Source organism: Chitinophaga filiformis, from assembly GCF_021646545.1.
GTDB lineage: Bacteria > Bacteroidota > Bacteroidia > Chitinophagales > Chitinophagaceae > Chitinophaga > Chitinophaga filiformis_A.
Genome location: NZ_JAKIRP010000005.1, coordinates 63,589 through 76,787, shown reverse-complemented (window position 1 = coordinate 76,787; position 13,199 = coordinate 63,589). Strand labels below are relative to the sequence as shown.

General features: G+C 46.4%; 12 protein-coding genes. All 12 read left to right on the top strand.

The genetic code is table 11. The features are described 5' to 3' along the window. The 12 genes from L3C95_RS14890 (at window position 1) to rimO (ending at window position 13,119) form a co-directional block, all read left to right on the top strand. Window positions 1-1,005 (top strand): alpha/beta hydrolase, encoded by a 1,005-nt coding sequence (locus L3C95_RS14890; RefSeq protein WP_236388765.1) that lies wholly within the window; start codon window positions 1-3, stop codon window positions 1,003-1,005. Between the two features lie 1,189 nt (window positions 1,006-2,194). Continuing rightward, complete coding sequence (locus tag L3C95_RS14885; RefSeq protein WP_236388763.1) at window positions 2,195-2,815, top strand: DUF4294 domain-containing protein; 621 nt, start codon at window positions 2,195-2,197, stop codon at window positions 2,813-2,815. A gap of 486 nt (window positions 2,816-3,301) precedes the next feature. Next, a complete protein-coding gene (locus tag L3C95_RS14880) occupies window positions 3,302-5,710 on the top strand; it encodes an ABC transporter permease (protein WP_236388762.1) in 2,409 nt (802 codons plus the stop codon). Window positions 5,711-5,906: 196 nt separating this feature from the next. Then, entirely contained in the window at window positions 5,907-6,431 is a 525-nt protein-coding gene (locus tag L3C95_RS14875; RefSeq protein WP_236388761.1) for a hypothetical protein, read from the top strand. Window positions 6,432-6,472: 41 nt separating this feature from the next. After that, the gene (gene bshB1, locus L3C95_RS14870; protein ID WP_236388760.1) at window positions 6,473-7,204 is read left to right on the top strand and encodes a bacillithiol biosynthesis deacetylase BshB1; all 732 of its coding nucleotides are present in this window, start codon (window positions 6,473-6,475) and stop codon (window positions 7,202-7,204) included. A gap of 790 nt (window positions 7,205-7,994) precedes the next feature. Continuing rightward, window positions 7,995-8,558: a peroxiredoxin gene (locus L3C95_RS14865; protein ID WP_236388759.1), complete on the top strand. Its 564-nt coding sequence runs from the start codon at window positions 7,995-7,997 to the stop codon at window positions 8,556-8,558. A gap of 85 nt (window positions 8,559-8,643) precedes the next feature. Next, the gene (locus L3C95_RS14860) at window positions 8,644-9,231 is read left to right on the top strand and encodes a carboxymuconolactone decarboxylase family protein (protein ID WP_236388758.1); all 588 of its coding nucleotides are present in this window, start codon (window positions 8,644-8,646) and stop codon (window positions 9,229-9,231) included. A 243-nt stretch (window positions 9,232-9,474) separates the two neighbouring features. Then, window positions 9,475-9,711, top strand: coding sequence for a 50S ribosomal protein L28 (gene rpmB / locus L3C95_RS14855; RefSeq protein WP_089836001.1), 237 nt, complete (start codon window positions 9,475-9,477; stop codon window positions 9,709-9,711). Window positions 9,712-9,742: 31 nt separating this feature from the next. Then, window positions 9,743-9,925, top strand: coding sequence for a 50S ribosomal protein L33 (gene rpmG, locus L3C95_RS14850; protein ID WP_012790733.1), 183 nt, complete (start codon window positions 9,743-9,745; stop codon window positions 9,923-9,925). Between the two features lie 109 nt (window positions 9,926-10,034). Further along, the gene (locus tag L3C95_RS14845; protein WP_089835999.1) at window positions 10,035-10,208 is read left to right on the top strand and encodes a DUF4295 domain-containing protein; all 174 of its coding nucleotides are present in this window, start codon (window positions 10,035-10,037) and stop codon (window positions 10,206-10,208) included. A gap of 214 nt (window positions 10,209-10,422) precedes the next feature. Then, complete coding sequence (gene ftsY / locus L3C95_RS14840) at window positions 10,423-11,385, top strand: signal recognition particle-docking protein FtsY (protein ID WP_236388757.1); 963 nt, start codon at window positions 10,423-10,425, stop codon at window positions 11,383-11,385. 426 nt (window positions 11,386-11,811) lie between these two features. Beyond that, window positions 11,812-13,119: a 30S ribosomal protein S12 methylthiotransferase RimO gene (gene rimO, locus L3C95_RS14835; protein ID WP_236388756.1), complete on the top strand. Its 1,308-nt coding sequence runs from the start codon at window positions 11,812-11,814 to the stop codon at window positions 13,117-13,119. Window positions 13,120-13,199: the final 80 nt, after the last annotated feature.

Below are 13,199 nucleotides of genomic sequence, written 5' to 3'. Positions count from 1 at the left end.
ATGAAAAGCAGCTGGCTGCGAATATCCCTGATTGTAATATCAATCCTGGTAATTATATATTACCTGGGTCCAAGACCCGCTAATCCCCGGTACGATCCATTACTCCCCGCCGTACCCCAGCAATCCTACGCCTTAGAACAATATGTGAGCGTCAAAGAGCATCGGCACAAGCTGAAGCCCAACAACGAAGCGCGTATTGTATGGTATGATACCCTGCATCAGAAGACACCTTACAGCGTAGTATACCTGCATGGCTTTTCAGCCAGTCAGGAGGAGGGCGATCCCGTACACCGCGACTTTGCCAAGAGGTATGGTTGTAACATGTACCTTTCCCGCCTGGATGGCCATGGTCTGGACACTTCCGAACCGCTGCTGACCATGACGGCCACTGGTCTCTGGAACGACGCCAAGGAGGCGCTGAGTATTGGCAAGGCCCTCGGAGAGAAAGTGATCCTGGTGACCTGCTCTACCGGTGGCACGCTGGGGTTAAAACTGGCGGCAACCTATCCCAATGACGTCTTTGCGATCATTAACATGTCGCCTAATATCGCTATCAACAACGATCTGGCTTTCCTGAGTAATAATCCGTGGGGATTGCAGCTGGCGCGGTTCGTCTGTAAAGGCAAGTACCGGGAATCTGTTCCGGAAAATTCCGAGGTAGGGAAGTATTGGTATAACCGGTACCGCCTCGAGGCTGTTTCTGAGCTGCAAAATCTGCTGGAGACTACGATGGAGACTTCCGTCTTCCGTGCTGTTAAACAACCGGCGCTGAACCTGTATTACTACAAGGATGAACAGCATCAGGACGCGACGGTCAGGGTATCTGCTATTTTGGATATGGAGAAGCAGTTGGGAACACCGGCTTCATTGAAGGAAACAGTGGCGATCCCGAATGCCGGGGCGCATGTGATGGGGTGTTATCTGACGGGGAAGGATATTCCGTCTGTCGAGAAGGCGATTGATTCGTTTGCTGAAGAGAAACTGGGGTTGTTGCCGGTGAGGTAATCTTTCAAAGTTTATTACGGTTGACTTATGGCCGATATTTATCATTGTAATTGTGTAGGTAGTGCTGATTGGTCTTGTTGTTTACAAAAGAATAGAGCAAGGTAGCTAATCGTTTTTCTAAGATATTGATCCGCAATGGCGTAGCTGTTGCGGATTTTTTTTGCTTCGTGATATTGCTTCGGTTCCAGGTGGGACCACTGGCTGCGTTCTTTGAAGTTTCCTGCTATGGAACGATGGGAGGTCGTGTCGGGCGATTGGAAATCTCATTAAACCCCTGGTGGGGCGTTTGGGCATACTTCAAACAACGAAGGCCAGTGATCTCCACCTGGAACCGCCGCTGTTTCAGACTGACGATTTCATTTAGGGCTGCCGCATTTTTGCGTTATGCATTGGGCTTTAATGAATTAACGAGGTTTGAGCTTATGCTGCATTCTCAATCTGACCAATAAATTCAGTATCTAAATCAGGCCATTGAGGTAGACCTGAGACGATCTTACCATATCCTTATCATGCCTTTACCATGCCTTTGATATGCCTTTGATATACCTGTTATGATTCAATAGTATTTGCTCTTACCATGCCCTGGCCATGCCTTTACCATGCCTTTGCGCCGCATCAGTAACAATTCGATTTTGCCTCACCGCCGCTTCAAACCTTCTGCCATTTCCGCATCTTTTAGACCCTGGCCCATACTGAATACGCTTTGATCTCTATATCTCCATATCACTATACCGCCATCTGGATATCATTTTACCGTCATATGTATATCTTCGATATAGAAATGTCGGTGAAATGATATGGAAATGATGGTGAAGTAAAGAAAACAGAAAGGGAAATCATGCTCCCAATGTGCATTTTTAGTAAGCTATCTTGAGGAATTGACCATAAAGGAGGTGCTTTGCTTTTGAACCAAAATCAGAAAAATGGGAAAGAGGAGGATGTATAGGTTCGTCAAAGAACATTTGTGACGAACGTTACAACCCGTAGGAAGGGGGAAAGGACCGGACGTTATCCCAAGACGGATTCAATCTTTCATAGGCAATGGAGCCCGTTTTCCGGGTGTAAATGCTGAAAATCATCACTGAAACAATGCCCTCTTACGTATGGGCGTGGATCGGAAGAAGATAATGCGGGCTATCGACTTTTTAGCATATCTTTAGTATAACTTTAAGATTAGTTTAGGAGTTTTATGCGCCGTCTCATCGCTTTTATCATCCTGTCAGCCAGCTTGTTGTGCCTCGCTGGGCGCAGTAGGGTTGTTGCCCAGACGCGTCAGGGCGCGGACAGTATTGCGGTGAGTGCAGTTGTTGTAGGCTCCGATACCATCCCTTTCATCACGCTCCGGATCGTGGAGGTGATAGATAAGCTCCCCCGAAAATTCCGTAAACAAAGAGAAGCCTGGACTCGCCTGCGCAATGCAGTGTATGTGACTTATCCATACGCCAAATCGGCAGCCAGAATACTGAAAGATGTCAACAGCCACCTGGCCTCACTGCCGGAAAAGCGTGACCGGAAGAAATACCTGGCTGAGGTCGAGAAAAAGATGAAGGCTGAGTTTGGGAACAAACTGGAGAACCTCTCTGTGTACCAGGGGAAGGTGCTCATGAAACTCATTAACCGGGAAACGGGAGAGAACTGCTATGAGATCATCAAGGAACTAAAAGGTGGATTTTCCGCCAGGATGTGGCAGACGGTGGCCTTCTTCTTTGGGGGTAATCTGAAGAGCGAGTATGATGTCCAGGAAGATAAGGATATTGAGGCCATTGTCCAGGAGATCGAGATGTATCGAGGCTCCAGAGCGTATAATTGATTCCTCATTGATTAAAAATCAATCAATTCCCAACAGAGGCGTACCTGCTGACCTTATCCAGGCGTTTACCTCAGGTTGATAAGTGCGTTGCCCGTTTCATACTGCTTCTTTTTCTGCTTGTTATAATCATTTTGCAATTATTTCTGTGTTAATGCCGACAGGTGTCCGGTCGGGACAGTGCGGAATTATTGTTGCTTTATTTTCTGCTTATTATCATCCTGTAATGGTCTGTTTTAATGTGGTGATAGGGCTTCCGTTCCGGGGGGCGCGTTGTTGTAGTTCAAGTGGGGACTCGGGGCTTCACATAAATGCGTCGTCGCGGAACATAGTATTTACGAGGTTCCCCCAATCGCTTTCAAAAAGTGGACAAGCATTGTCACAAAAACGGACAGATCTTTTACCTGTAGTATATACATTCTGCTGATTATGAATAGCATAACTATGGGGTATATTTTTTGAGCGTTTGGTTATGCCAAAAAACCGGTTATGCTCAGCAACTATTGCAGGATGGCCTGGCGGAATTTGCGCCGGCACGCTTTCTATACGATTTTGAATGTACTTGGGTTATCCCTTGGTATTTCCTGCTGTCTTATTCTCTTTCAGTTTATTACTTATCATCTCGATTTTGATGCGCATCATCAGAAAAGGGACTACCTGTACAGGGTTGTTTCTGATCTGCATCTGAACGACGGTTCCGTGCAATACGACAAAGGCGCTCCGCTGGCCCTGGCGGCTGCCATACGCGCGGAGATACCCCAGGTAAAGAACCAGGCTTTTTTATTCTGCAATTACAGAGATCAGGCTATTACCGTTACGGTACCCGGACAGGGAGGCGCCCGTCAGCTGTTTGCTGAACATGGCAATGTTGCTTTTGCAGACCGCCACTGGTTTGAGTTGTTCGATTATGAATGGAAGGCCGGAGACTCCAACAGTGCGCTGGATGAACCGAATACCGCTGTGCTGACCAGCAGGCAGGCGGAAAAATATTTCGGGAATGCGGATCCCGTGGGTAAAACGATCCGGCTGGATGATAAAGTGGAGGTAAAGATTACAGGCATATTGAAGGATTATCCTGCTAATACTGATACAAAGGTGGACGTATTCGTTTCCCGGGCTACTATGAGAGTATTTTATACCGAGATGTATCCGGCTATTGAAACAGAGTGGGGCTGGATCAATTCATCAAATTCGCTGTATCTGTTGTTGCCGGACAACGTTAATGCTGCGGCGGTCGATCGTGCCATTGCAACTGTGAAACAACGGCATATGGGCGAGATGGCGAAGTACTATAATTTTCATCTGCAACCATTAAAGGAAATGCACTTTGATGCCAGGTATGGGGGGATGGTCTCCAGGTCGCTGCTGACGACGCTCGGCATTGTGGGGTTTGTGATCCTTATTATTGCCTGCGTAAATTTCGTCAACCTGGCTACGGCGCAGAATGCAGTGCGTGCAAAAGAGATCAGTACCCGCAAGGTATTGGGAAGCAGTGTAATGGGCATCTTCTGGCAGTTCATGACCGAGACGGCCTTCATCAGTTTATCTGCCGCGATGCTTTCAATACTGTGGGTGTTGCTGGCTTTGCCTTTGCTGAACCCCTGGCTAGGGACTGGACTGGAATTTCATCCTTTCCAGGATGTGCCGCTGGCGGCAGCTTTGTTACTGCTGATCGTCCTGATCACATTCCTCGCCGGTATGTACCCCGCGCTGGTGCTCAGCAGATTTAAGCCTGTGGGATTGCTGAAGCACACGTCGGGTGGTAATAAACAACCCTGGCTACGCAAAGGCCTCATCGTTTTTCAGAACCTCGTGGCACAGTCGCTGATCATCTGTACGCTGGTCATTACCCTGCAACTCAATTTTCTGAAGAACACCGATATCGGATTTAAGAAGGATGGGATAGTGATGGTGCCGGTTCCGGAGCAGGGTAAAAAGGATATCAATTACCTGAAGAACCAGTTGCTGCAACTGCCCGGCGTGAAAGATGCGAGTTTTTGTTATCGGCCGCCGTCTTCGGAAAGCTTCAGGGCGGGTTCGGTGAAATTTGATAACCGGGAATGGGAGGATTATACGGCACTCTGTACCCTGGGAGATGCCCATTATCTCAACACTTTCGGACTGCAGCTGGTGGCTGGCAGGAACCTGGTGGAAAGTGATACCGTCCGGGAATTCCTCGTGAGTCAGGAGATGGTCCGCAAGCTGGGTTTCTCCGACCCGTCGCAGGTGATCGGTCACCAGATGGTGGCGGGTGCCCTGAACGATCATCCGGGGACCATTGTAGGCGTTGTAAGGGACTTCAATTTGCATTCCCTGCACAGTAATATAGAGCCGGTGCTGATGGCTACCCTGCGCCAGGATTATGCGTTTGTCGGGATTAAGATAGGAGGGACGGAAGCCATGAAAAGTATCAGTCAGATAAAACAGCTCTGGGAGTCGGTTTATCCGGATAATATATTCGAATATCATTTCCTGGATGACCAGATAGCGGCGTTTTATCAGAAGGAAGACCTGCTGAACAAGCTGACTGGCAGTGCGGCGGTATTGGCTATTGTGATCAGCTGTGTGGGATTACTGGGGCTGATCTCTTTGCTAACCGTCCAGCGGACAAAAGAAATTGGTATCCGGAAGGTGATAGGCGCATCAGTGATGAATATCGTCCTCTTATTTTCGAGTGATTTTCTCAAATTGATAGGGGTAGCCCTGTTACTGGCAACCGCAATCGCCTGGCTGGCGATGAGTAACTGGCTGGAGGCGTTTGCTTACCGGATATCTGTTCCCTGGTGGATATTTGTGCTGGCGGGGCTTGGGAATATCGTTCTGGCGCTGGCGACTATTTCCTACCATGCGGTGAAGGTTGCGATGATGAACCCGGTGAAAAGCCTGAGAGCCGAGTGATAGATGGTCTATCTATTCATATGAGCCGCGATGGCTTTGTAATTCATTTCCAGTTAGCAACAGGTTGCGGTGATGAATTGGTAATAAGGGCCAATGTATGTGGTGACCTGTAAAGCGCGAGAGCCCGGCGACACGGCTTTCCGGCCATCCATACTAACTGCAGCGGCATTGTGACATTTCTACCGTAAATTCACAGATGCGTTTGAGATTTATCATTATAACCTGCCTTCTTGTATGGAGGACTGCCGCTATGGCACAGGATCTGAGTTCGATACCGGGTGTTCCGGAGAATGCCCTGATCTTTGTAGACAGCGTAGAGAGCAAAAAGGGAATGGAAGGACTGGACCCGAGTAAGATCGCCCTGATAGACATTGTAAAGGGCGCTAAGCTGAAGGAAAAGTATGGTCCGCGGGGAGAAAATGGCGTCATCTTCATAGAAACTGTCGACTTTGCCCGCAAGCGTTATACCCGGATGTTCAGTGAGATCTCTCAGCCATACGCGAAGGTGTTAAAGGAGCATGGAAGCGACAGCAGTTTTCAGTATGTGCTGGACAGTTCCCAGATCAACAATAGTGTACCCCAGATGCTGGCAGCGATGGAGCGGAAAAACATAGAGGACATTGTTGTTATGCCGCCTAACGTGGCAAAGGATCTTGTAAAGGATTATGAGCCAAACGACAAATTGTTGTGGGTGTTGATCCGTAGTAAGACGACGAAGTAAACCCTTATCTTTGCACTCCACCAAAAGAAAGGATATTTCCGATGAAACTAGACATATTGGCGATAGCTGCGCATCCGGATGATGTGGAGCTGGCCTGTGCAGGTACCCTTATGGTACATGCGGCACAGGGGATGAAGGTAGGCGTACTGGATCTGACAAGGGGAGAGCTGGGTACCCGCGGCACCCCTGAAACAAGAGCAGAAGAGGCGGCAGCGGCTGCCAAAGTAATGGGATTGGCAGTAAGGGACAACCTGGGGTTGCGTGACGGTTTTTTCCGTAACGATACGGAAGAGCAAATGAAACTAATCGCAGCAATTCGTAAGTACCAACCCGATATTGTATTGGCCAACGCATTTGAAGACCGTCATCCGGACCATGGAAGGGCGGCCCGTCTGATTGCTGATAGCTGTTTCCTGGCTGGTCTGAGAAAGGTAGAGACATTTGAGGATGGACAGGCACAGATGGCATGGCGTCCGAAACAGGTCTTTCATTTTATGCAGGACCGTTATGAAACGCCTGATTTTGTGGTAGATACGAGTGCGGTGATCGAGCGTAAAAAAGAAGCTATCAGGTGTTACAAGACCCAGTTCCTGGGAACGGCATCAGATAAGGAACCACAAACTTATATTTCTTCTGCCGCATTTTTTGACAGTGTGATCAACCGGGATGTGACCTTCGGAAAAATAATCGGGGTGTCGCATGCTGAAGGATTTAGAACAGCTAAAGTACTGGGAATCAGTAGCTTCAAAGATATCATTAACAATGTTACATGATGTCTGTGGACATATAACTACATCAATAGTAACGTTTTGGGTGAAGAGATGGTCATTGGTACCGCTTGAGATGTAGGGAGTGTGACCGGACAATTTGCAATGGATTAACACAAATAATAAAGCCCGGCCTTTGGCTGGGCTTATCTATTTTTGACCCTGAAGGCATCAGGGAATCGTGTAGAATTATAGCAATACTACGCCATCTTCTCCGGGGAGAAGGCCAACATTACAGGACATGGCACCATCTTGCGCGTTAACCATTAGATGAACAGGTCTTGTGTAGCATCAAATTCATCATTTTTGCCGAGACTGTTTTTAATTAACGGGATGAGTGCAATTCCAATCGTAAAGATCACCAAGAGTACGTTTTTTAGTTTCATAGCCTGTCGTTTTATTACTTTTTATTTAAAATTCGGGTACTACTATAGTAACTAAATAACGTGCCAAATTGTTCGGTTTGGCTGGAAATTATGTTAAGATTGTATTAATGCGCAGGTTTTTTACGCGGAAAAACCGGGAATTGCAATACGATAGCAGTTTTTAGCCCTATATAGAGATTTTCAATGTGAGGTATTTGAAAATCTATTTGATTAATAATGAATAGAGCCGCAATTTTGCACCCGAATTAACCAGCAAAGACATATAGCCATTCAGGTGAATGTAACCGCGAAATATCACGTAAACACGATATTCAGCAAAACCAACCGAGGGTATCATATAAATTGAACACCGGGTATACCCGTGGCGTCATGTAAACAGGTATTAAACGTAAATAAATCATATACGCGCAATGAAGAATGTAACATTATCATTAGGCTCAAAGTTTCCTGAGTTCAAGAAGACAGCAGTAGTATCTATTGAAAAAGGTAAGGAGTTCTATGAACTGTCTTCCGAAGAACTGAAGAATTCCGGCAAATGGCTGGTGATGTTCTGGTGGCCAAAGGACTTTACGTTCGTTTGTCCTACAGAGATCGCTGAATTCAACAAGCACTACCAGGATTTCGTTGACCGCGATGCTATACTGATCGGTGCTTCAACTGATACAGAATATGTACACGTTGCATGGAGAAGGGATCACGAAGACCTGCGTGGTCTGCAGTTCCCGATGCTGGCTGACACTTCAAAGTCACTGGCTGATGAACTGGGTATCCTGGAAGCTAACGAGAAGATCGCTTATCGCGCTACATTCATCGTTGATCCGGAAGGTATTGTACGTTGGGTTTCCCTGTACGACCTGAATGTAGGCCGTAACGTGAAGGAAGTACTGCGTGTACTGGATGCGCTGCAGACAGACGAGCTGTGCCCTTGCAACTGGGAAAAAGGTGAAGCTACACTGACCAGCAAGGCTAACTAATTTCTACGGTCCATAGTCAGATGTCCCATACAGGGTCCGGCTATGGACTTTTTATTTCTGCTAAATATTTAAAAAAAATAATATTATGTTCGCAACTTCAAATACAGATACCGCTGTGCAGTTATTGCAGGCAGTAGGGTTGACAGAAGCCAATCTTTCTGATCGCCTGCGTACCCTGGCCGATACTGACGCCCGTTATCTGAAAGATCTTAAGATAAATGTAACCAACTCATTATCAGCTACTACACTGACCAAAAAGGAAGCATACCTGCTGGGACTGTCTGTAGCCGCGAATGAGAAACATGTGGAGCTGCAGGCTGCGTTTGAAAAGCTGGCTACGCAGGAAGGTGCTACAGATAAGGAGATCGCTGAGATCTACAGCTGTACTTCGCTGATGAATGCCAACAACGTATACTACCGTTTCCGTCACTTTGTGAACAAGGAGTTCTATACAGCTACACCGGCAGGTATCCGTATGAGCATTATGGCCAATCCGGTTTTGGGCAAGGAATTCTTTGAACTGGTAAGCCTTGTGGTATCTGCGCTGAACGGATGTGAGATGTGTGTGACTTCCCATGAAGAGGCTTTGCTGAAACATGGCACTTCACAGCAGCGTGTGCTGGAAAGTGTTAGATTGGGTGCTGTGCTGAGAAGTTTAATTGTACTTTTGTAATTGTAATTGCCATAAAAGCGGCCCTGTTGTAAAATAGATAGCTGATTTTATGTTTTTTTTAAAATGTGGATATCTTGGTTGGAGGTCTTTTTTAGATTACTATAGCTAATGATATTCAATGAATTAGGAGGTGTGATTTGTAATTTACATTTACACATTCCGCTATTGTTAATAAAATCGGATTGTAATTATTTGCAAAATCAATAAAAAAGCGCGACTTTTGCAATCCAAAATTTTTCTATCATGGCAAGAGTATGTCAGGTGACAGGAAAGAAGCCGATCACGGGTCACCATGTTTCCTTCTCTAATATTAAGACAAAGAGAAGATTTCTGCCCAACCTGCAGAAAAAGCGTTTCTTCCTGGCGGAAGAGGATCGCTGGATTTCTTTGAAAGTATCTGCTGATGGTTTAAGAACTATCAACAAGAATGGTTTGTATGCAGTAGTAAAGGACTTGCGTGCAGCTGGACAGAACATCTAATTGTAAGCATTCAACTTAATTTGTATACAAAATGGCAAAAAAAGGTAACAGGGTGCAAGTAATACTGGAATGTACAGAACATAAAACTTCTGGTCAGCCAGGTACTTCCCGCTACATCAGCACCAAGAATAAGAAGAACACTCCAGAGCGTCTGGAGCTGAAAAAGTACAATCCGATCCTGAGAAAGGTGACTGTACACAAAGAAATTAAGTAATTGATCGTTATTGTTGAGCGTTAATCGTTAGCATGTTAGTGCATTCCTTCGCGATTAGCAATTAACAGGTAACCTTTGACTTTAACTTTAACTTTTAATCTAGAATATTATGGCAAAAGCAGCCTCCAAGAACGCGAAAGTAAAAGATGCTAAGGCAGCCGCGGAATCTAAAGTGTGGACTAAAGTGATCAGAGCGGTACGTTCTCCTAAAACCGGTGCATATACTTTTAAAGAAGCTATCGTGCACAAGGATAAGGTTCAGGAGCACATGAACCAGAAGTAATTCGGCTTTACCAATTATACTAAAAAAGCTGTCCGTTATCAGGACAGCTTTTTGTGTTATCTCAAAAATGGTACCCGTCAAGTATTTTCTGTAACTTACGCACCTTAACAACCGACAAACGTCAATAAACCCGGGGCTTATACCGTAAAATACCAGTATATTCGCCCTTCCTCGTCCTGTTGACGTAGGAATTGTCGGCCGCAAAAGAATCACCATGAGTTTTTTCAATAAACTATTTTCAAGGGAGAAGAAGGAAAGCCTGGACCAGGGATTACAGAAGACCAAGGAGAGTTTCCTTACCAAAATAGGCAGGGCCATTGCCGGAAAGGCCAGTGTTGACACAGAAGTACTGGACAACCTGGAAGAAGCGCTGGTATCTGCTGATGTTGGTGTGGATACTACCGTACAGATCATTGACAGAATAGAAAAACGCGTATCGAAAGATAAATACCTCGGTACCAGTGAGCTGAACAGGATCCTGCAGGAGGAAATTGCAGGATTGCTGGTAGATGCTCCGGACAGCGGTTTCCGTGATTTTGAGACACCGGAGGGAAAGAAACCGTACGTGATCATGGTAGTAGGCGTGAACGGGGTGGGTAAAACAACCACCATAGGTAAACTGGCCTACAACTTCAAAAAAGCAGGCAAGAGCGTATTGCTGGGCGCCGCAGATACATTCAGGGCGGCGGCAGTTGATCAGCTGACCATCTGGAGCGACAGGGTAGGTGTGCCTATCGTAAAGCAGCAAATGGGATCCGATCCGGGCGCGGTGGCTTTTGATACCGTACAAAGCGGGGCTGCTAAGAATTCGGATGTGATCATTATAGACACCGCGGGACGTCTTCACAACAAGACCCACCTGATGGATGAACTGAGCAAGATCAAACGCGTGATGAAAAAGGTAATACCAGACGCACCTCATGAAGTACTGTTGGTGCTGGACGGCTCTACCGGTCAGAATGCGCTGGAACAGGCCCGTCACTTTACTGCTGCTACAGAAGTAACTGCGCTGGCTATCACTAAGCTGGACGGTACTGCCAAAGGTGGTGTTGTACTGGCTATCGCCAACCAGTTCAAAATACCGGTGAAATACATTGGTATAGGTGAACGGATGGAGGATCTGCAGGTGTTCAATAAGGAGGAATTCGTAGATTCTTTGTTTAGCTTAAATGATTGATAACTAATAAATAGTATTAGTTACCTTAGCATAATAGAGAGACCATACCAGGTCTCTTTTTTTGTTAACCGGCGGCCGCGCAATTGTGATTGCGGGAACCGGCATACAGAAAGGCTTGTACCAGCTGGCGGAATTGTGAACATGATAGGCTGCTTATCAGGCAGCGTTCCTGAACGCTGGTTTCATTTTAAATGCATGGAGGCAAGGTGTAGCGCCGGAAAGTTGTTAACACATAATTCGCAAGCGAATAATTGACAATTCGCAATTTAATGTTACCTTTGCAATTCTTTAGTTAAATAACCCCCACTAAGGCTTCATAGTCACATAACAGTAAGTCTCGCTGTTCTCTCCGTTCGTGTCTGGGATGTCTTCGTGGCGGTAAGCAAACAGGTGTCAGGCCAGTTTGCCAGATAAAAACATTCGCGCTTGAAGACAAAAACTTTAAAGAAAGATAAGGTTAATATTATTACGCTTGGCTGTTCCAAGAACATGGTTGATTCCGAGGTGCTCAGTGGTCAGTTATTGGCCAACGACATCGATGTGGTGCATGAAAACATCAAAAAAGACCATAATATAGTTGTTGTCAACACCTGTGGTTTTATTGACAAGGCCAAAGAGGAGTCTATCAACACTATCCTGGAACAGGTTGAATTAAAGAATCGCGGACGCCTGGAAAAAGTATATGTTACGGGCTGTCTAAGTGAACGCTACCGCGGAGATCTGGAATCGGAGATACCGGGTGTGGACGCATGGTTTGGTACCATGGAGCTGCCACTGATACTTAAGAAATTCGATGCTGACTATAAAGCGGAGCTGATCGGCGAACGTTTGCTGGCTACTCCCACGCACTATGCTTACCTGAAAATAGCTGAAGGCTGTAACCGTACCTGCTCATTCTGCGCTATCCCGCTGATGAGGGGAGGGCACGTATCACGGCCTATTGAGCAGCTGGTAGCAGAAGCGGAGAAACTGGTGAATTCAGGCGTAAAGGAGATCATGCTGATTGCCCAGGAACTGACCTATTATGGTCTGGACCTGTACAAACAGCGCCGGCTGGCCGACCTTTTAAGGGCGCTGGCAAATGTAAAGGGACTGGAGTGGATACGCCTGCATTATGCTTACCCGCACAAATTTCCGATGGAAGTGCTGGACGTAATGAATGAATTCCCCAATATTTGTAACTATATTGACATGCCGTTGCAACATGCGGCTGACAATATGCTCAAATCCATGAAGCGCCAGATCACCCGCGTGGAAATGGAGGAACTTGTTACAGCCATTCGCGAAAAAGTACCTGGTATCTGTCTGCGTACCACGCTGATCACCGGTTATCCGGGAGAAACGCTGGAAGACGTGGAAGAACTGAAAACCTTCCTCGAAAAAATGCGCTTTGACAGGGTTGGCGTATTTACCTACAGCCATGAGGAGGGCACCAGCGCATACGAGCTGGAAGACAATATCCCTGCAGAAGAGAAAGAACGCAGGGCGCAGGAGATCATGGAAGTCCAGCAGGAAATTTCCCTGGAGAAGAACCAGGAAAAAGTTGGCAAGGTTTTCCGTGTGATTGTCGACAAAAAAGAATCAGGCCGTTACCTGGCACGTACAGAGTTCGACTCTGTTGAAGTGGATAATGAAGTGATCATTAACACCAGCAAACGTCTGAAACCCGGCGATTTTGTCAATGTAAGGATCACCAGGGCATATGATTATGACCTGGAAGGTGAACTGGTATGATGCAACCAGTGATGTCCATTGTGTTGACCGGACCATATAACACTTTAAAAAATTAATCAGTTCAGGAGAGCTGAGATAGT

Excerpts from the sequence above, each read along its gene's own strand:
- bshB1 (WP_236388760.1), top strand. The coding sequence starts at position 6,473 with ATGAAACTAGACATATTGGCGATAGCTGCGCATCCGGATGATGTGGAG.
- L3C95_RS14865 (WP_236388759.1), top strand. The coding sequence starts at position 7,995 with ATGAAGAATGTAACATTATCATTAGGCTCAAAGTTTCCTGAGTTCAAG.
- L3C95_RS14890 (WP_236388765.1), top strand. The coding sequence starts at position 1 with ATGAAAAGCAGCTGGCTGCGAATATCCCTGATTGTAATATCAATCCTG.
- rpmB (WP_089836001.1), top strand. The coding sequence starts at position 9,475 with ATGGCAAGAGTATGTCAGGTGACAGGAAAGAAGCCGATCACGGGTCAC.
- L3C95_RS14860 (WP_236388758.1), top strand. The coding sequence starts at position 8,644 with ATGTTCGCAACTTCAAATACAGATACCGCTGTGCAGTTATTGCAGGCA.
- rpmG (WP_012790733.1), top strand. The coding sequence starts at position 9,743 with ATGGCAAAAAAAGGTAACAGGGTGCAAGTAATACTGGAATGTACAGAA.
- L3C95_RS14845 (WP_089835999.1), top strand. The coding sequence starts at position 10,035 with ATGGCAAAAGCAGCCTCCAAGAACGCGAAAGTAAAAGATGCTAAGGCA.
- ftsY (WP_236388757.1), top strand. The coding sequence starts at position 10,423 with ATGAGTTTTTTCAATAAACTATTTTCAAGGGAGAAGAAGGAAAGCCTG.
- L3C95_RS14875 (WP_236388761.1), top strand. The coding sequence starts at position 5,907 with ATGCGTTTGAGATTTATCATTATAACCTGCCTTCTTGTATGGAGGACT.
- L3C95_RS14885 (WP_236388763.1), top strand. The coding sequence starts at position 2,195 with ATGCGCCGTCTCATCGCTTTTATCATCCTGTCAGCCAGCTTGTTGTGC.
- L3C95_RS14880 (WP_236388762.1), top strand. The coding sequence starts at position 3,302 with ATGCTCAGCAACTATTGCAGGATGGCCTGGCGGAATTTGCGCCGGCAC.